This is a genomic window from Candidatus Villigracilis sp. (assembly GCF_057083605.1).
In genome coordinates, this window is sequence record NZ_JBXMTI010000061.1 from 25,803 (window position 1) to 45,429 (window position 19,627).

At 47.9% G+C, this 19,627-nt stretch carries 17 protein-coding genes; 8 read left to right on the top strand and 9 right to left on the bottom strand.

Going from position 1 to position 19,627, the window contains the following annotated elements; genetic code table 11:
* Position 1: 1 nt before the first annotated feature.
* Both aroF and aroH read right to left on the bottom strand, forming a co-directional pair.
* A complete protein-coding gene (gene aroF / locus AC14M5_RS09100; protein WP_484029340.1) occupies positions 2–1,048 on the bottom strand; it encodes a 3-deoxy-7-phosphoheptulonate synthase in 1,047 nt (348 codons plus the stop codon).
* A 196-nt stretch (positions 1,049–1,244) separates the two neighbouring features.
* Positions 1,245–1,616 carry a chorismate mutase gene (aroH, locus tag AC14M5_RS09105; RefSeq protein WP_484029341.1) on the bottom strand — a complete coding sequence of 124 codons (372 nt, stop codon included), beginning with the start codon at positions 1,614–1,616 and terminating at the stop codon, positions 1,245–1,247.
* A gap of 360 nt (positions 1,617–1,976) precedes the next feature.
* On the opposite strand from aroH, the gene coaBC reads away from it, so the two are divergent.
* The 4 genes from coaBC to rsmG all read left to right on the top strand — a co-directional run bounded on the left by coaBC (position 1,977) and on the right by rsmG (position 5,926).
* The gene (gene coaBC / locus AC14M5_RS09110) at positions 1,977–3,182 is read left to right on the top strand and encodes a bifunctional phosphopantothenoylcysteine decarboxylase/phosphopantothenate--cysteine ligase CoaBC (protein ID WP_484029342.1); all 1,206 of its coding nucleotides are present in this window, start codon (positions 1,977–1,979) and stop codon (positions 3,180–3,182) included.
* A 2-nt stretch (positions 3,183–3,184) separates the two neighbouring features.
* Positions 3,185–3,916, top strand: coding sequence for a metallophosphoesterase family protein (locus AC14M5_RS09115; RefSeq protein WP_484029343.1), 732 nt, complete (start codon positions 3,185–3,187; stop codon positions 3,914–3,916).
* A 138-nt stretch (positions 3,917–4,054) separates the two neighbouring features.
* A complete protein-coding gene (locus tag AC14M5_RS09120) occupies positions 4,055–5,017 on the top strand; it encodes a DUF4349 domain-containing protein (RefSeq protein WP_484029344.1) in 963 nt (320 codons plus the stop codon).
* Between the two features lie 198 nt (positions 5,018–5,215).
* Positions 5,216–5,926 (top strand): 16S rRNA (guanine(527)-N(7))-methyltransferase RsmG, encoded by a 711-nt coding sequence (gene rsmG, locus AC14M5_RS09125; protein ID WP_484029345.1) that lies wholly within the window; start codon positions 5,216–5,218, stop codon positions 5,924–5,926.
* A 3-nt stretch (positions 5,927–5,929) separates the two neighbouring features.
* Here rsmG and AC14M5_RS09130 read toward each other — a convergent pair whose 3' ends face one another.
* From AC14M5_RS09130 to AC14M5_RS09145, 4 genes are all read right to left on the bottom strand, one after another.
* A complete protein-coding gene (locus AC14M5_RS09130) occupies positions 5,930–6,829 on the bottom strand; it encodes a hypothetical protein (RefSeq protein WP_484029346.1) in 900 nt (299 codons plus the stop codon).
* Between the two features lie 79 nt (positions 6,830–6,908).
* The gene (locus tag AC14M5_RS09135) at positions 6,909–7,271 is read right to left on the bottom strand and encodes a cupin domain-containing protein (protein WP_484029347.1); all 363 of its coding nucleotides are present in this window, start codon (positions 7,269–7,271) and stop codon (positions 6,909–6,911) included.
* Positions 7,272–7,355: 84 nt separating this feature from the next.
* On the bottom strand, positions 7,356–7,988 hold the full coding sequence (locus AC14M5_RS09140) for a response regulator (RefSeq protein ID WP_484029348.1): 633 nt from the start codon (positions 7,986–7,988) through the stop codon (positions 7,356–7,358).
* Between the two features lie 148 nt (positions 7,989–8,136).
* A complete protein-coding gene (locus AC14M5_RS09145; RefSeq protein WP_484029349.1) occupies positions 8,137–9,450 on the bottom strand; it encodes a sensor histidine kinase in 1,314 nt (437 codons plus the stop codon).
* A 331-nt stretch (positions 9,451–9,781) separates the two neighbouring features.
* Here AC14M5_RS09145 and AC14M5_RS09150 point away from each other — a divergent pair, with 331 nt between their 5' ends.
* The 4 genes from AC14M5_RS09150 (at position 9,782) to AC14M5_RS09165 (ending at position 14,659) form a co-directional block, all read left to right on the top strand.
* Positions 9,782–10,213 carry a GtrA family protein gene (locus AC14M5_RS09150; protein ID WP_484029350.1) on the top strand — a complete coding sequence of 144 codons (432 nt, stop codon included), beginning with the start codon at positions 9,782–9,784 and terminating at the stop codon, positions 10,211–10,213.
* A 109-nt stretch (positions 10,214–10,322) separates the two neighbouring features.
* The gene (locus AC14M5_RS09155; RefSeq protein ID WP_484029351.1) at positions 10,323–12,527 is read left to right on the top strand and encodes an ArnT family glycosyltransferase; all 2,205 of its coding nucleotides are present in this window, start codon (positions 10,323–10,325) and stop codon (positions 12,525–12,527) included.
* 404 nt (positions 12,528–12,931) lie between these two features.
* Entirely contained in the window at positions 12,932–14,194 is a 1,263-nt protein-coding gene (locus tag AC14M5_RS09160; RefSeq protein ID WP_484029352.1) for a YHYH protein, read from the top strand.
* Positions 14,195–14,275: 81 nt separating this feature from the next.
* Positions 14,276–14,659 (top strand): MSCRAMM family protein, encoded by a 384-nt coding sequence (locus AC14M5_RS09165; RefSeq protein WP_484029353.1) that lies wholly within the window; start codon positions 14,276–14,278, stop codon positions 14,657–14,659.
* A 4-nt stretch (positions 14,660–14,663) separates the two neighbouring features.
* Here AC14M5_RS09165 and AC14M5_RS09170 read toward each other — a convergent pair whose 3' ends face one another.
* From AC14M5_RS09170 to AC14M5_RS09180, 3 genes are read right to left on the bottom strand one after another with little or no spacing between them, the layout of a single operon-like run.
* Positions 14,664–16,370 (bottom strand): glycosyltransferase family 39 protein, encoded by a 1,707-nt coding sequence (locus AC14M5_RS09170; RefSeq protein WP_484029354.1) that lies wholly within the window; start codon positions 16,368–16,370, stop codon positions 14,664–14,666.
* 8 nt (positions 16,371–16,378) lie between these two features.
* Complete coding sequence (locus tag AC14M5_RS09175; protein WP_484029355.1) at positions 16,379–18,100, bottom strand: ArnT family glycosyltransferase; 1,722 nt, start codon at positions 18,098–18,100, stop codon at positions 16,379–16,381.
* A gap of 57 nt (positions 18,101–18,157) precedes the next feature.
* Positions 18,158–19,531 carry a hypothetical protein gene (locus tag AC14M5_RS09180; protein WP_484029356.1) on the bottom strand — a complete coding sequence of 458 codons (1,374 nt, stop codon included), beginning with the start codon at positions 19,529–19,531 and terminating at the stop codon, positions 18,158–18,160.
* Between the last annotated feature and the right edge of the window lie 96 nt (positions 19,532–19,627).

Consider the following 19,627-nt stretch of genomic DNA (forward strand, 5'->3'; position numbering starts at 1 on the left):
TTTACCAACCAGCAGCGACAGGCTTCTTGATGGGCGCAACACGACGGCCCATGACTTCGGCAATGGCTTTGACCTGCTTGACCATCTCGGCAAATTTTTCGGGCTTGAGAGATTGCTTGCCATCCGAGACAGCTTTTGCAGGGTCGGGGTGGACTTCAACGATGAGGCCGTCGGCGCCTGCGGCAATGGCAGCGCGTGCGATGGCAGCCACATAATCGGCATGACCCGTTGCATGGGACGGATCAAGAATGACTGGCAGATGCGTGAGATTTTTGAGAACGGGGATCGCATTGATGTCGGTGGTATTCCGTGTGGAAGTTTCAAAGGTGCGGATGCCGCGCTCGCACAACATGACCTGTTTGTTGCCGCCCGCCAGAATATATTCAGCCGACATGAGCAGTTCTTCAATCGTCGCCGAGAGGCCACGCTTTAGCAAAACACTTTTTCGTGTTTCACCGATGGCACGCAGGAGATTGAAGTTTTGCATGTTGCGCGCGCCTACTTGAAATACATCCACATATTTCACCATGAGATCAAGTTGCATTTGCGACATGATCTCGACCACAATGGGCATACCTGTTTGCTCACGTGCTTCGGCCAGGAATTCGAGACCTTCCTCACCGAGGCCTTGAAAAGCATAGGGTGAGGTGCGAGGTTTGAAGACTCCGCCACGTAATGCATTCGCACCTGCTTCACGGACAGCGTGCGCGGTTTCAAGAATTTGCGAACGCGATTCAACCGCGCAGGGCCCCGCAATAACGACAATGTCATTGCCGCCAACTTGAAAGCCATCTATTGGAAAGATGGAATTTTCAGGATGCACCTGACGTGAGCCAAGCTTGAAGGGCTGTGAGATTCGTTTCACGCTTTCGACTCCTTCCAACGCTTCAAAGGCATCCATTGAAGGTGCGTGGAATTCACCGACCACTGCAACGATGGTGGTCTCAACTCCGTGTGTGATATGCGGAGTGAGATCATGAGCTTTGGCGGTATTGAACACTGCTTCAATTTGCTGAGGTGTGGAATTGGGTTTCATGATGATTAACATAGGTTTTTCCTTCTTTGGTAGGGGCGGGGTTCTCCCGCCCAGGATCGAGGCCACCGCGTTTATGAAAATTCTTCTTGTAAGTGGTGGTTTCGACACCGCACTTGCGTTCGGTGCAAGTGCATGCCCTTCGCACACCTGCCCTGGCGGGCGGTGCCAGGGAAAACGCTCAGGGCTACTCAACCACCGGTAGCAATAATTATTGCGCCGCCACCAGATCGGGTCTTAGCTTAACCGCATCGCGTAAATAGACATGCGTTATCTCTGATTGTAGTACTTCCGTATTCCAATGGACAAGCACGCGGATCACTCTCGTCAAACTGCCCGGGACGGGGATTTCGCGCGCACACATCATCGGAACGAGTCCCCAGCCCATTTGACGGGCAGCCTGTGCGGGGAAGGTGGCGGCGAGGTCTTCGGTCACTGTGAAGAGTGCACTGGCTACATCTTCATGAGTCATTCCAGCGTTTGCTTCGAGAATGGCTTCCAATAATTCCCGCGTGGCTTCAAGGATCAAGTCTGGCTCATCAGCCTGGACTGTGGTTGCACCGCGGATTCCACGAATTGACATAAATTTCTCCTAAGACCCTCACCCTGCCCTCTCCCAAAATGGGACGTGTGCCCGATAGGGTAGAGGGTTGCAAGGAAAATGAAAATAAAAAGAGCGAGACCGTGTGGTCTCGCTCTTTTACGTGAACAGGTTTACTCTCTGTTTACTTAAGCGCCACCAACGGCAACCGAACCTCGGAAACCGTAATAAAAATAAAATGCAAACCAGCGGGCAGACTTAAGCATGTTGGGCGCTATTCTATGCCTGTCATGCAGATGCGTCAAGAGGGAAATTCTGTAAACGGACTCTGTCACGGAATCGCGGGTGGGAAACAGATTTCGATGATCGTTTTGTTTTGTGTTGGAAGTATAATCACCTCGTATGTCCATCCTTTCGGAAAAACACATTTTGCTTGGGGTCACAGGGTCTATTGCGGCGTATAAGGCAGCGGACCTGGCTTCCAAGTTAGCGCAGGCTGGCGCACAGGTGGATGTAATATTGACAAGCGCGGGGGAAAAATTTGTAACACCGCTTACCTTTCAATCTGTCACTGGCCGTCGCGCATATACAGATGATGACTTGTGGGGAAATGAAGCGCATGTGTTACATGTCAGCTTTGGTAAGACAGCCGACCTGCTTGTTATTGCTCCATGCACGGCCGATACGATGGCAAAGCTCGCGCATGGTATTGCAGATAATTTATTAACCGTTACTGCACTCGCGGCAACTTGCCCGATCTTGATCGCGCCTGCAATGGATGGCGGGATGTTCGACCATTCCGCCACGCAGGAAAATTTAGCGACGCTTCAATCTCGTGGAGTGCTGGTTGCTGGCCCTGCGGAGGGACACCTCGCTTCGGGCCTTTCTGGCAAGGGACGCATGTTGGAGCCGATGGAAGTTCTTGGTCATATCCGCATGGCGCTTGGCAGGAATGGAAAACTGGCTGGCAAGAAAGTTGTCGTCACTGCCGGCGGAACTCAGGAAGCGCTTGACCCTGTCCGCATTATTACAAATCTTTCAAGCGGCAAACAGGGATATGCCCTCGCTCAAGCCGCTCTCGATGAAGGCGCAAACGTAACCCTGATCACCACGCCAACTGTCTTGACCCCGCCCGTAGGTGCGCAGGTTGTTAAAGTGAAGAGCGTGCAGGAAATGTTGGATGCTGTGATGAGCGAATCCGCGGATGTGTTGATCATGGCGGCAGCCGCAGCAGACTTCCGCCCGAAGCAGGTTGCCAAAGAAAAAATGAAGAAGCGGGATGGTATTCCACAGGTCGAGCTTGAGGCGGCGCCTGATATTCTTAAAACAGTAGCAAGCCAAAGGTCAGGAAAGAAGCGTTTCAAAGTCATAGTAGGGTTTGCGGCGGAGAGTCAAAACCTTCTCGAAAACGCATCTGAAAAGTTACAATCAAAGGGTTTGCATCTCATCGCCGCCAATGACATCTCTGCCAAAGACGCGGGGTTTGCCGTTGATACAAATCGCATTACCTTGTTATTCGCAAATGGATCAAAAGAAATTTTGCCGTTGATGAGCAAAACAGAAGCGGCCGAAAAAATCATTGAACACACAGCAATGCTGTTGGAGTAAATATGCGCGTTTTGGTCATCTCGGATATTCATGCAAATTACACCGCGCTCCAGGCCGTTTTGAAAGAAGCTGGCAAAGTGGATGAGACCTGGTGTTTGGGCGACCTGGTTGGGTATGGCCCCGATCCTAATGCAGTGGTCGAAGAAGTGCGTGAGATCAAAAATCTCATCTGCCTGCTTGGTAATCACGATGTGGCCGTCATCGGCAGGATGCCGCTTGAAACATTTAATGGCGAAGCGCGGCGTTCGTTGATCCATCATGAAAAAGTTTTAACCGCCGATAACATGGAATATATGCGCGCGCTCCCATCCAAAACAACGGTGCGCGGCGAGGCTACCCTGGCGCATGGAAGTCCGCGTGACCCGTTGTGGGAATACATTTTGAATTCACTTTCGGCGCGTCTCAACTTTGAACATTTTGATACCCCCTGGTGTTTCGTTGGGCATTCGCACATCCAGTGCATGTTCGCATTGGATGAAGCACAAGACCGCGTAAGCCTTGAGCAAGTGAAAGCTGATGTGCCGATCGCACTCCGCCGAAAATTGATCCTGAACCCGGGTTCTGTTGGCCAGCCTCGTGACCGTGACCCGCGCGCCGCCTTCGCCATCTACGACACCGAAGCCCGCACATGGACTCCGCGCCGTGCGGCATATAACATCCCTGAGGTGCAGGAACGTATCCGCGCTGCAGGGCTGCCCGAAAAACATGCGGCTCGCATTGCAGAGGGATGGTAGTTAATCTCTGGATTCGGACGGCTTGCCGTCCGCGACCAGCAAGCTGGTCGACTCCAGAAAAATCTGCGGAACTATTTCTCTAATATCTTCGTCCTTTTGGTAGCGAAATTACCAAAGGAAAAAATAGGAGAAGAAATCATGAAAAAGATATTGCCATTTAGCCTTATTGTCATTGCCACATTGATCCTCGCCGCATGTGGCGGAGCTGCTGCAACGGAATTTCCAGCACCCGAACAAAATTACAGTGTCGCGCCGCAAGCATTGCCCCCGATTTCCGAATCAGCACCAGCCAGCGGATTTGATGAGGGTGTTGTCACCGACTCTGCACAAGGCGGAGGCGGTGTTGCCCCTGCCCAGGTGGAACGGCTTGTCATCCAAAACGCGGATGTTTCCATTGTCGTAACAGACGTGGAAGGGCGTATGAAAAATATCCAGATCATGGCCGAGCAAATGGGCGGATTTGTCGTATCGTCCAACCTGTATCAAAGTTACACCAGCAATTATGTTGAAGTGCCCGAAGCCCAGGTGGTCATCCGCGTGCCTGCCGAAAAGCTGGATGATGCGTTGGAACAGATCAAGAAAGACGTAGTTGAGGTTCAAAATGAAACCCGCTCAGGCCAGGATGTGACCGCCGAATATGTGGACTTGAAATCACGCCTGACGAATCTTGAAGCCGCAGAAAAGCAATTGAATGACATCATGCAAACTGCCACGGAGACTGAAGATGTTGTGAACATCTTCAACCAACTGGTTTATTATCGTGAGCAGATCGAGATCGTAAAAGGTCAGATGGAATATTACGAGGACGCCGCCGCGCTCTCTGCCGTCACTGTTCGCATTCTTGCTGAAGAAAAAGAGCAGCCCATTCAGATCGGCAAGTGGGAACCCAAAGGCGTTGCAAAGGATGCCATTCAAGACCTGATCTTCTTCTATCAAGACTTTATTGATTTCGTCATCCGCTTCGTGATTTACACCTTGCCTGTCTGGATCACTGTTGGTGTTCCGCTGTACCTGATCTTCATCGGTGTTCGCGCCCTCTTCCGCAAGATGCGCGGGAACAAGAAGAAGGTGGAAGCGAAGGTTGAGGAAGTGAAGAAGTAATGAGGAATAAGTAACGAGTAATAAGTTGAGGACGGTGGTGACGCCGTCCTCTTTTTATGTCAGGTTCCCGTCATTGCGAGGGCGGTGCTTTTCCGCCCGAAGCAATCTCCAATCAAGTCGTGAGATTGCTTCGCCGCCAAAATACAAGGGCAGCGGCTCGCAATGACATAGGGCTTATTTGCTTTATAATCACCCTACATGGATTCATTAATCAACGATGCGCGAACGCTGTTCAACGTCCACCTCACGGCACGGCAAGTGATGGGGCTTATCAATTACGAGCGTGAACTGATCGAGTGGAATCAAAAATTCAATCTGACTGCCATTCGGGATGTAGAGTCGATCCGTACCAAGCATTTTCTGGATTCATATTCCTGTGTGCTGGCGTGGAAAGCCACTCCCCCGCTTCGTCTCGTGGACGTTGGAACTGGTGCGGGGTTCCCGGGCCTTCCCTTGAAAATAATTTACCCCAACATGCACGTCACGCTGGTTGAATCAGTTGGCAAGAAAGCCATGTTCTGCCAGCATATTGTCAGTAAGCTTGGCCTGGAAGGCGTGGATGTGATTCATGCCCGCGCCGAACATGTTGGGCAAAGCCCTGAACATCGCGAGTCCTATGATTGCGCAGTGGCACGTGCTGTTGCACAACTCAATATTTTGAGCGAATATTTGCTCCCGCTCGTGAAAATCGGCGGGATGATGCTGGCCCAAAAAGGCGAAAGCGGACCTGCCGAAGCGCAGTCCGCTGAAAAAGCGATGAAATTATTGGGTGGAAAACTAAAGCAATTAATCCCCGTCAATTTACCTGGCGTTGCCGATGACCGCTATCTCGTGCTGGTAGATAAGGTCGCCGCCACGCCACCGAAGTATCCGCGCAATGCGGGGATGGCGGCGAAGTCGCCGTTGTAAAAATTAATGTCGCTTTCTTTTTTTACGAACTTTCTTGATTTCTTCAAATTCAAAATTCGTTTGAGCCTCATTGTTTTTCATGTTTTCTAATACTAACTTAACTTCTTTAGCTGCAAAGCTATCTTGTGGCCCTAATAAAGTAAGTCTATCGGCAAAGGTAATAACGTCGTTTGATTCATATTGCTTTACTATTGACACACAAGGGCTATCTATATCCTTAGGGACTATAGTAACAATCAAGTTTTTCCCAATCGTATTATTAGCCTCTGGACGGCCTGCAATTTCTCTAACTACATCAACAGCTGTATCAATTAATACTTCTACGGGTTTAGGCTGGCGAAGCAAGTTTCGAAGATTGGCTTCATCTTCCGGCTTCATAGCTTGCCAAAAGCCTATTCTCTGAATCAAGGTTGTTTCGGGTGAAGAATCGTCTCTTTCAAGTTCAGACATTATCCAAAACTCATCTTTTGCTTCAGGATAATCAATTCTCATTTTAAAATCTTGAAAGTTGGTTATTATCAAGTTTCCAATGAGTGGCCTTACCTCGTGAGTTAAGTACCCTGACAACATGATACTTAATCTCTTATCAGCGGATTGCAATTTTGCCAGTAAGGGTATTTTCTTGAAATCTTGTGATGCCCTTTTCGCAAACCTCTCTACAGTCTCATAAATAGTGTAGTCTGGTGAAGCACATTCAAAAAAAGTATCAAGTAACCAAGCTTGCATATTAAACGATCCCACAAGTGCCAAACCAGTATATCCAATCGAAAATCTACCATTTCTACAAATAATACAAGTGGCTTTATTGGAGTTATCGTTAATTACATTTTTACCGCTAGAGAGTCGGCGGTCTGAAATTTGTATAACTTGACTACTATTTGCAATAGATAATATGAGAGTCATTGTTGTTCGATTTGAACATTAGATTTCAACAATTTATATGGTTTTAGGTTATTTCAAAACATCGGAGGCTACTTAAACATTAGCAAGATTCATCCACAATCGTGATCTTATCTTCCTTATTGGGGATAATACACAAGAACTCAAACGGTTCTTCGCCGATATTCTCGTAAAAATGAATTTCGCCAGCGGGGATGTAGACCACGTCACCTGCTTTTACTTCATGGATAGTATCGCCAATCCCAATTTTTGCGTGTCCGCGTAAGACATATTGTTCATGCTCCACTGTGTTGGCGTGACGGGGCATCCCGCCACCGGGCAGCATGGAGAATTTCCGCAAGGCAAAGTTTGGTCCCTCTTGAGATGAGATCAACACTTGAATGGTCGTGTCTTTGCCTGCGGCCACATTTTTGGCTTCCACTTCGTTTGTGTGTTTGACGGTCATGTTTACCTCGTGTTCCTGGACTCAACGTCTCCTGACGTTGAATGCTAAAGTCCAAAGTCTGGAGACTTTGGACTCCCTTTAATATCACAACCCATGCTGTATCGCGATCACAGCAGCTTGGGTTCTATCTGAGACATTTAGCTTTTCCAAAATAGCGCTGACGTGGTTTCTCACTGTCCCTTCGGACAAGTGCAATTGAGCCGCGATTTCGCTGTTGTTGATGCCTTTGGCGATCAAACGCAGCACATCCAATTCACGCTCCGTGAGTTTCTCTGCCAATATGGATGCGGGCTGGGTTTGTTTGCTGGCGACCTGGTTAAGCAATTTGCCCGCGATGGCAGGGTCAACGAAGGACTTGCCTTCCATTGTCCCACGGATGGCTTCGACAATTTTCTGGCGTGAAGTATCCTTGAGCAAATAACCAGATGCTCCCGCGCGGATGGCGTCAAAGACCCATTCATCATCGTCATAAGTTGTGAGCACGAGAATTTTTATGTTGGGGAATTTCGCGCGGATCTCACGCGTAGCTTCAATGCCGTTCATGATTGGCATCTTCAAATCCATCAGGATCAAATCTGGTTGTTTTTGTGCGGCAAGTTCCACCGCTTCGGCGCCATCCTGTGCGAGACCAACGACTTGAAAATCCTTCTCGAGGTTGAGAAGCATTTCGAGCCCATCACGGATTACGGCTTGGTCGTCACAGAGGAGGATTTTCATAAAAGTCCCTTCGGTGGTCGAGTAGCCCCGAATGCTCTTTGAGGGGCATATTGAGACCACCGATGAATTGTGAATATTTCTGTCAATGGTGGTCTCGATATGGGCTGGAAGAACACCAGCCCTACTCGACCACCGGATCATTTAGAAATTATATCGTCAACACAACCTTCGTGCCTTTTCCTTTTTCACTTTCAATTTTCAACTTGCCGCCTGCGAGCTGGGCGCGTTCGTGCATACCGACCAATCCAAAGTGTCCCGTGGGCTCTTTGGATTTTGAGTCAAAACCAATGCCGTCATCCTGGATGATGAGTGTGGTGTGGCCATTGCTTTCCAAATGCACGCTGAAATTTTTAGCGCGCGAGTGATTGGTAATATTCTCTATCGATTCTTGCACGATACGATAAATGGTCTGCTCTACGTCTGGGCTGAGGGAAGGCATGGGATTTTTAAGATCAAGCGTCAGATTAAGATGGAAGCGTGCCGCGGCGGATTCGGCGGCGCGCTGAATGGCGAGCCTGAGTCCCATATCTTCCAGAGCATTGGCGCGCAAGGCTTTGAGAGCGCGGCGGGTTTCATCCACACCGATGCGGGTTGACTCCAAAGATTTGTCGATCAAATCGCGGGACTTATTTGAGTCAATATCGAAATAGGCTTTGGCGGTTTCGAGCGAAACAGAAATGGCGGTGAGGGAATGAGCAAGAGTATCGTGTAATTCGCGTGCGAGACGATTACGCTCGCGACTCACCGTAAGCTGCTCCAAGGTAGACGCATAATGCGCAAGATTGGCATTTGCCTCACGCAACGACTCGCGCTGTTCACGCAGGCGCGCAACCAGCAGGCTGATAAAGACTCCCACCGCAATGAAACTGATAGTGCGAATGATGGCGATAAAAATGAAAACGAAAATATTTCGATCATCGATGGGGCTGAAATAAATGAGACCCAATTCAAGCGTGGTGGTGGCGATGCTGAAAAAGATGACATGCGCCAATTGATATTCCCATGCTACAAGCGCAAGCGCAACAAATAAAACGGGCAGTTGACGGAGCGCCATTCCCTCCGCATTTCCCAGCGGCCCATTGGGAAAGCGCGGCGTGATCAACACGTTGATAAAAATTGGCGCAGTGGAAATGGTGAGCAGCAAGAGAGGATAAAAAATGTGGCCCAGTTTTTTTTGTATCCAATTCGAGTGAGCAAAGACTAAAAAGAGCAATGCGACCAATCCGTTCGCGGCATAGAAAATATAAACAGGCCTGAGCAAATTCCTCGGTGGGTTCAGCGGATTGAGAGGCGGCAATGGTTGCCCAGGCACGCCTTGCAGTAAAGGAGGGTTTTGCGTAATGGGGATGTTTACCTGCGTGTACAGCACAAAATCCATCACAGCCATGGCGATGAGGAAGCTGATCCAAATCCATGCAGCGATGCGGAGAAAGCGGGCTGAGTCTTGCGAACGTGCTTGCATGTTCAAATCATATCACGGAGGTTATTTCACAGGATGTGTCTGCCGTCACGCTTCGGAGGAAGCACCCATGACAGGTGTCATGCCTTTGAATGAGAAGATACATGGGTTTATCTGGCAAGTGATGACTGGCTTCACTCTCGGTTTTTGGAGGGGAAATATAAAATAAAGAAGTGAAAAGTAAAAAGTGAAAACTGGTGGTTGAGTAACCCCGAATGCTCTTTGAGGGGTATATCGAAACCACTCATGACAAGTAAACATTCAATGTGTGGTCTCGATATGGACGAAAAGAACCCTCGCCCTACTCGATCATCAGCATATAAAGGAACGGAAAATGGACATCTTATCAAATAGTTCTTCAAACAAAGAAATGCAACGCTTCTTGCATTTTCTCGCAGTGGGCGCAGTTGGTACAGTCTTGGATTTCAGCCTGCTTATTCTTCTCAAGCAGGCTGGCCTGCCCACCTTGTTTGCAAACACTTTTTCTTTTACCGCAGGCTTGATCAACAACTTCACCTGGAATCGCTTGTGGACTTTCAATGATGGAACCCAAACCGATTGGCGCAAGCAGTTCGCGCAATTTACGCTCATTAGTTTAATTGGGCTGGCGTTGAACAATATCATCCTGCTGTCGCTCGAAGTTGTTTGGGGCAACATGCTCGGTCAACCCGAATGGAGCTACCTGCCTGCTAAATTCATTGCTACAGGCGTAGTAGTCTTTTGGAATTATTTTGCGAATCGTATGTGGACATTTAAAAAGCATTAACCACGAAGGCGATGTGTTGAGCCTGTCGAAACAACACGAAGTACACAAAGGAAAGAAAAAGAAAGAAACATCTTTGTTCATCTCTGGTATAAAATAAAAGGAAATCAAAATGACAACAGCAACCCTACCCGCACAACCTTCATTCTTGAAGAAAAATCTCTTCCTCGGCGTGACGATCTCCACCATTCTGGTCATCGTCATCATGGCGTTCTCATTCGCCTTGTACATGTACAACATCGAATCGATTGGCGATGCGAATGCCTATTACACGGCGGCGGTCAAATCCATGCTGCAATCGTGGAGCAACTTCTTCTTCGTTGCGGCAGAGCCAGGCGGCTCGGTCACCGTGGATAAACCTCCGCTTGGGTTATGGATCGAAGCCGTCTTCGCATACTTCCTCGGCGTGAGCGGCTTTAGCGTTTCACTGCCAAACATTCTCACAGGTGTTTTTGGAATCCCATTGCTGTACGTGATGGTCAAAAAATATATGGGCGAACTCGCAGGTCTTGTCGCGGCCCTCGTGTTGGCAATCACGCCTGTCTTCGTCGCCACCAATCGCAACAACACCATGGATGGTCTGCTGGTCTTCTTCCTGCTCATGGCCGCGTGGGCATTCATCCACGCCACTGAAACGAGTAAACTTCGCTGGCTTTTGCTTGGCGCATTCATCGTCGGCCTCGGCTTCAATATCAAAATGATGCAAGCCTTTTTGCCGCTCCCTGCTTTTTACGCGCTGTATTTCTTCGGTTCAAAAGATGGCTGGTTGCGGAAGGCCATCAATCTTGGCATCGCAACTATTTTATTAATTGCTGTCTCGTTATCATGGGCAGTCGTTGTGGATTTGATTCCCGCAGACTCGCGCCCATACATTGGTTCAAGCGATGACAACACCGTCATGGGATTGATCTTCGGTCACAACGGGATTTCACGACTCGAAAGCAGTGGAGGTCCTGATGGTCCGCAAGATGGGCAAGCGCCTCCTTCCGCGCCGATAGCGGGTACAAATCCCAATCAGTCCGCTCAGCCTCAGCCCTTCGATCAAACTCAGGACGGGCAGGGTGCACGTCAAGGCCCGCCGCAGGAAGCACTCGATGCGTGCGCAAATTCAACGCAAGGCGCGGCTTGTTCATTCATAATGTCAAATCGCACAGTTGATGGGACGTGCATCACTCCGCCCAATTTGGATGTGCTTGCCTGCGCACCACAGGGGATGATTCCGCAACAAAACGGGCAGAGTCCTTTAGGGCAGGCCCAATCAAACAGCCAAGTTCCCAATGGCGGCCCGGATGATCAAGGATTGGGTGGGCAAGGTGGCAGAACACCTTTTGCAAATGAGACTGGTTCTCCGGGTGTACTACGCTTCTTCTCTGAACCATTATCCAAGCAAATGTCATGGCTCTTGCCTTTTGCATTGATCAGTGTGGCACTTGCTTTACTCGGTTCACGCATTCAATTGCCAGTCGAATCGGGCGTCCATAAAGCCCTCATTCTTTGGGGTGGATGGTTACTCACTTGTGTGGTGTTCTTCAGCATGGTCTCAGGTATTTTCCATGCGTATTACGCCATTATGCTGGCTCCCCCTCTTGGCGCAATGGTCGGCATAGGCTTCGTACAGCTATGGTCATGGAGTGCAGATAAGAAATGGGTCGGCATTCTACTGGCCCTCTCTGCCGCATTGACCATCGGTTTTCAATACTATGCCACAACGCAATATAACGAGACCTCGTGGTGGATGCTTGGAAGTGGCATCCTGCTTGGGTTGGGAATCCTCTTGATGGTCGCGCGACGCGGGAAGCGCCTGGCTTACGTCACGATTTTGGCAGCGATGATGATCATCCCTATGTATTGGACTGTATTAACTGTTGTGTCGAATGCAGATCAGAATTTACCCACTGCGTACATTGGCGGCAACCAGGCGCAGGATGGTGTGGATCGGGCGCGTCAACAGCCAGGCTCAAATATGAATACAGAACTGCTGGCTTATCTTGAAACAAATTCGCAGAACGTGGAATATCTGGTGGCTGTCCCATCATCACAACAGGGCGCGCAACTCGTGCTCGCAACCGGGCGTCCCGTTTTATATATGGGCGGCTTCGGCGGACAGGATGAAGTTGTCACCGCAGAGGACTTAAGCGTGATGGTTGCAAATGGCGAACTGCGTTACGTGCTGTATGGCGGCGAGCGCGGAAGCAAAGTGGATATTACAAACTGGTTGAAGGCATCCTGTGCAGTGGTTTTGGATTACAGCCAGACCAGCACAGGCAATCAACAAGGTCCGTCTGATCAGGCAATGTCACTTTATATGTGCAAGTAGGCCAGGCTTGCAGCCTGACAGTTTTTGAGAACATAAATATTGGCAGGTTAAAAACCTGCCCTACAAACATGACTCACCCCGAAATTAATCTTTCGCGGGTGGGTTTGTTTTAAAGCCAAGGCGGGACGCTGAAAAACGCACACCTGCCCTGGCGGGCGGTGCCAGGGGAAAACGCTGATTCTTGCTTTTGATCAGCGAAAATCAGCGTTCACAGCGTCCCCTTTGGGGATCTGCGTCCAGATTTAATTTGGGGTTAATTATGTTTGTATTCACATCCCATGACACCTGTAATACAAACTTGTGCATATTTGCATGGGAATCGCGCGATTTCGATGATTCTATACACTCTCTACAATTTTTGATCATTTGTAAAATGAGTCAATCAATTACCAAAGGAGAAGAAAATGTTCAAAAACAAGTTGTTCGCCTTATTTGCTATCAGTTCGATCCTATTGGCCGCCTGTTCCACTCCCGTCCTTCAGGTGAATGCGCCCATTGCCCAGGGATCAGGAAATTCTGGGCAGGCTGCACCTGTTCAGGATTCTGCCCAGCCTGTCATCACAACGAGTCTTGATGATGACCATGATGAGGGCATCGAACATCATTCGGATGTAGACCTCACGCATCTCGAAGTGGGTGACGGAAAGTATTCAACGAGTCCGCAGGTTGGGTATGTGTATTCCTGTATGACTTCGTTTAATGGCGGCGGCGCCCAAGGCACTGGAATTTGGATGAACGATGATGGAACCTGGGACGCCACCAAGAAAGCCGTGGTGGATGGCTCTGTCACATGGCCGGGCAGTTTTACGGTTTCGATCCAGGGAGGCCAGCGCGTCTTTACAGGTAACGATCTTCCCGATCATCCAACTGGAAACTATCCAGTTGACTCAAGCGATGATGCGTATGCCGTGGATCGTAATCCCAATTCCATCCGGGAGCAGTCGATTACATTAAGCCTGCCTGTAAACCCCACGGCAGTGGCTCAACCCAACTGTGTTGGCGGTGAAGTAGGTATCATGCTCTCCGGTGTGGTCATCTTCAGTGCATTCGATGCGGAAGGCCACGACGCTGTGGCCCACGAAGTACAGGATACCTGCGATGGGCATCCGCAGGTATCGGGTTTTTATCACTATCACAGCTTGAGCGATTGCATTGAAGATACATCCGCCAGCGGACACTCATCTCTGGTTGGCTATGCCTTCGATGGCTACGGCATTTACGGCTACTATGATGAGGATGGCTCCGAAGTAACCAATGAAGACCTCGATGAGTGCCACGGCCATATCCATATGGTCCAATGGGATGGTCAAATGGTGGAGATGTATCACTACCATGCCACACATGAGTTCCCCTATGTTGTGAGTTGTTTCCATGGGACGCCTGCCGTGCGTGCTCTCTCACAAGGTGGAGGTCAGGGCGGTGGTCAACAGAGCGGACAACAGGGCCAGCCTCCTACTGGTAATCAACCTGCTCAAGGTCAAGGCGGTGGACAGGGCAATGGTCAGCAACAACCTCCGCCGGAAGCGATTGATGCGTGTGTAAATCTGACAGTTAATTCAGCTTGCAGCGTCTCAACTCCGAATGGAACAATCAGCGGTACATGTATGATGCCGCCCAATTCAACTCAACTGGCTTGTGTTCCAGCAGGTGGGCCGCCTAGTCCATGACATAACCAAACAAAAAATGATGACATGTGGCAAAATAACGCATGTCGTCCTTTTGCTTTAAAGTTAAAGAGAAGGTGAAAAATGTCTAAAAAACTACTTTTACTTTTTATCCTGATCCTGGCTGCATGTGGGCAGAAAAGTGATCCACCTGAACTATTGACGAGCGGCATCGAAGTTCAAGTATCCATTGGCCCGATGTGCCCAGTGGTACAGGCAGGTGATGAATGCCCAGACCAGCCTTATCAAGCCACGCTGACGGTTCTCGACATTGATCGAGAGGAAGTCCTGCGATTTGAGACAGATGAGAATGGAAGGTACGTTGTTAACCTTCCGCCGGGTGATTACATCCTGGTCCCCGAAAGCCCGCAGGGTATGCCGCTTCCTTTCGCAAGTGAGCAAGATTTTACAGTACTGCCCAATCAGATCACACAACTCGTTGTCGTATACGACAGTGGCATCCGCTGATGAATTACCTGCTCAACTCGTCATAAACGCTTTCGGGTATATCTTTAATTTTATAGACGCGGATGTATTCCAGATCGTTAATAAAAATGGTTCTTTCAGGAACTACATCCTGCAAAGCACCCAGGATTTTTTCGGTTTCAGGTTGTTTTTCCCTTACTATCGGATAAAGCACCAAATAATCGGAATTCCGCATGTCCTGCGTTACTGTCACAAAATCCTCTTCAATTAGATATACCCTCTTGAATACGACGGTTTCTCCGGGGAAGAAGAAAGAAAAAGTTCCCATGCCGTTATATACATAGGCGCGCAGCTCTTTTGAGTTTGGCTTCTGTGCCAGATATTCGGCCGCCTGAGCTAATCCTTCGCCATACCCAAAGGTTGCTGCCTGGTTTGCAAATGGACTCTTATACGTGAAATAATAAGGCGCATAAGGAAGACCAGATCCAATTTGGGCTGCTATTAGAAGGATGAATATCGCGATGGTTGCATAAGAGCGACTTAACCCGGCCCACCGATTCTGGACCCACATCCACGCCACCCACCAGCCGATACCTGCCATGACATCGAAGCAGATGTAGCTGCTGAGAATGTAGTGCGGAGAGTTGCGTCCCTGTGCGACGCCGAACATGGCGATAAACAATCCACCTAAGATAGCCAGATATATGAGAGTAGATTTTATTGGCGCGGGTAACCGCCCTTTATCTCTTGAAAACAATGCAAACAGCGCAAAGATCAAACCAAGCCAGGTTATAGGTGTGGAGGAGGATACCCAGCTTTGTAAATACTGAGCAATGCCATCAAATCCTGTTACAAGATTGAAAGTGGAAGGCTGTAATTCCTCGGTCACGTCGAGGCGCGCACCTTGAAATGCATAACTGAATGCATTTCCGTAAACTCCTGAGAGCATTTTCCCCGGGGCAACCCACATCCCGGGCCATATAAGTACATAGATAAATACGGCAACAGCCAGCCAGATTACAAATGTTTTAACCGCATTCCATATTTTTACACTTAGAGTTTGACCACTTTGCTTGAACAGCCCTATAAATAAGATCAAGCCAAATAATGGGATAACAACAATAGAGGATGACTTGGTCAATTGTGCGAAGCCAAACGCTGCACCAGAGATCAGCAAATAAATTAATTTTCGTTCCTGGTTGAGATAAACCTGCATTCCCAGAAACGAAACCAAAACGAACATGGCAAGTATACCCTCGTGATTAAGCAGACGGGAATGCCCAAGAAAGAACGGAGCAGTCATCGCGAGTGTAATGCCAAGGAAGGCAGCTTTCTGGTCAACCAGCAATTGCAGAAGGAAAAACCCTAAAAGCGCAAGCACGAGCAATAATGTGGTTTGGATTAACCTGCTGTTGCGGACAAGATCAATGGCTTCTTTTCCATTCTCGCGTAGAAATTCTTCAAACTGCGGTTTGCGAACATCAAAATAGTCCATCCCAAACCCACGATAACTGGGGAAATAAGTCAACATACCTGCTGTTACGATCCACGTGGTAGTTACGGCTGGATGATAATCGTAAAGGGTGTTCTCAAAATCCCCATGTGTGAGCGCGTAATAATAATTAGAACCCGAGATCACCCACCATGGCTCGTCAACAGTGACGACTTTATCATTTCCAATGACATGAGAGGGAGCGATCAATATAAGCAGGAGGAGGATCGTCAGCCAGATATTCCAGTTGTTATTATTCACATTAGTTCTCATAAATTTGCAAGTGCTTCGAATATCTCTGGCGGAAGAGAATCCACCTGATAGATACGGATGTATTCATATCCATCCATCCAGATCACATGCATAGGTTCAACCGTTGAAAGAATATCGAGGTAGGTGTTATATTTTTCCAATTGCCCCTGGTTTGCATAATAAACAACAAGATAATCAGCGTCTTGGACAAAGTTCAACAAGTCTTCGGCGTGTTCACCATCCACATAATAGGGTCTGAAACTTGTGGTGGTGCCCGGATAATAGTAGGAAAAGCAGCCACGGCTGTAATAGACAAGCGCGGTTGAGTCTTTTGCGCTTGGAAGTTCGGCCAGATATTGCGCAGCGATTTCAAGTCCCTCGCCATAAGGGAATTGCGGGAAATCCTTATTCTCACTCAGGCTATATGAAATGGGGTTGCGGTAGGTAAAGTAATATGGATAGTAGGAAACCGCGCTCGATACTTGAAATAACAACAACAGGAACAGACCAACATACTGTACTTGAATCCTATTGGGAGCAAAGCGGTCACCAAGCCATTGGATCAGATGGAACCAACCCATAGCTGCGAGCAGGTTCAACGCAAGATAACTGGTAAGAATGTAATGTGGAGAATTGCGTCCCTGGGCAATGCCGATTAGGAGGATGAATGCAAGTGCAGTGGTCAACAAGAGGGTAAACAACTGCCTGTTTGGGCGAACCAATTCACGGTTGGGAATGAACGGCAAGGCAAATCCGAACAGGATGCCAAGCCACGTTAGCGGAGTCGTCCTCCAAAAAAGAACCTTCATCACTTCCCAAACGCCAGTGAGATTTGTATTCAGGTTGAATTGAGAGACCTCCAACTCTTCAGTGACCGTGAGGCGCGCGCCCTGAAATGCATAGCTGAAGGCATTGCCATAGACCGTGTAAAGCATTTTGCCAGGCGCAACCCACATACCCGGCCAGAAAACAAAGTAGGTGGCGATAAGGGCAATAAACCAGAGAAAAAATATTTTTGTATTATCAATCAAGGCTTTCAGAAGGCCATTCTGCCGTTCCTGAAAGATTTGGATCAGCAGCAAAATGCCAACCGAGGCAAGCATAGCAATCGCAGATGACTTTGTGAGCTGAGCCAGCCCTGCCGCAACACCAGATATTAATAAGAATATAAATTTGCGGCCATGCGAAAGATAAATAACAAAAGCCAGCAGGGAAATAATTACGAATAATGCAACCATGGCTTCATGGTCAAGCAGGCGTGATTGGCCGAGGAAGAATGGATCAAATGAAGCGATGAGGACGGCGAACGCGGCGGGGAGTTTTGGAATAAGCCTTTGCAATAAATAAAATAAGAGGATGAACAAAGCAACAACCAGCAAGACTTGAATCAAGCGCGCGATATGCAACAGCACAAGCGGGTCATAGCCATGTTGAATCATGAAAGGGTCAAGCCTGCCTTTTTCATAATCAAGATAACCTTGACCAAAACCACGATATTCAGGGAAGTAAAACAGCATGGCGATGCTGATGATCCACATGGTGGTGACAGCGGGCTGGTATTCGTAAACCGTATTTTGAAATTCCCGTTGACCCAGTGCATAATAAAAATTTGCGCCCTGGCTTAACCAGGACGGCTCATCGAGTGTGACAAAGGAATCCAACGCGGGGATACGGGGCGCAAGTAGTGCAACGATCAATGCAATATAAAAAATAGTCCCGATTAGTTTTTTACGATCCATGAAGGAAATTATACTCGACTGCCTTATATGGGTTTTGCCGTGCAAAAAAGAACAAGATTATTTTTGAATGGTCAGTAATTCATTTATTCTTTCGAAGAACTGGGGATTTAATGTTTGAAACCAATTCTTTTCACTGGAAAAAGCCAGAAGCATCCCTGTGCAAATTGTAAGGGCTAGCAGAAGGTTTGCCAATCCCAGGAATATTCTAGATTGGAGGGAATTCAATCTTAATTTTCTGGAGACTATTTGCCAGTATCCGATAATTGCTAAAAGCGCGGCTTGAGAGATCATGTCAATAAGATAACGCGTCTGCCCAAAGAAAAAGAACAGAACGAGTGAAAAATTGACAAAAAACGATCCACCCAAAAGAAGAAGAAGAAAATTATAAGGTAGTGGGAAAGTGGATGAATTCTCTTCCCCTGCCGTTCTGTTTCTTGAAAACAAGTGAACCAATCCCAGGACCAGAAAAGGGGCGCTGAATAAAAGCCCGGTTATCTTTCCGGCGTAGTAAATTTGTGGCGTTGCAATATTGAATTTTTGCAGGGAATTAGAAACAATCGTGGATTGAATAAACGGAAATTCCGGGAGAAATTCATAGGGATGGAAAACATACGTATATAGATTTAGAAAAAAATAATCCGGCTCGAATACTAAATTTGCATCTCCATCTAGATTAAAAGTGGTTATTTGATATTTCAACCCAAATTCAAAAGGAGAATCAAAACGGGCCCAATTGTACCAACCTATGACAAGAGCACCGGCAATTAATGGGACAAACAGGGGAACTACAGCACGAAAATACTTCACCCAGCTTACGGGCCTGGGTAGTTTTTTTATGACCCAGAACGCCACCATAAGTGCCAGGAAGACGACTGACATCGTATTAATTGCCCTGGATCCTACGCAGAAGGCCCAAAATAACCCGGCTAGAAATAAGTTCCTTCCAATAACAAAAGTTGACCGCTGTTCAAAGATGACAAGTGAAAAATAGATGCCTCCCATCAGAAAAAAATGACCTGCTCCAATGGCTGCTTTGTAGATGTTGGGTTTATTGGTTGACCCTAGAATGGGCAGAATCAGGCCAATAAGCAAAATACAAATAAACACGTATTTTGCTGGTATTTCCGAGAAGAAAATTCTCCATAGTTTTAAGATAATCAGGGAATTAAAAATCAATAACCCTGCAAAAAAGAAAAAAACCAGGTAATTGTCTGTGATCTTCGTATCAAAAATTAGTTGAATGGGTGCAATTAACAAAGCCGGAAACGGCCCCCAGTAGAGATATAACTTCCCATTATAGAGAGACATATCCCAGATTTCATCGTCAACGGGGGGCCTGCTTGTTGAATCATAGGGATCAGCCGTTTCCAGCAGGGCTGCGTCGGGCTGTCGGTCAACGTAGAGATTTCCCTTATTGAATGCATCTGCCAACTGAGTGTAATAGTGGGTAGTATGGTCCCATGTTGTGAAGTTGCCATATGTGATAAATCCTACATACACCACAGAAATAAATACCCATATATGACT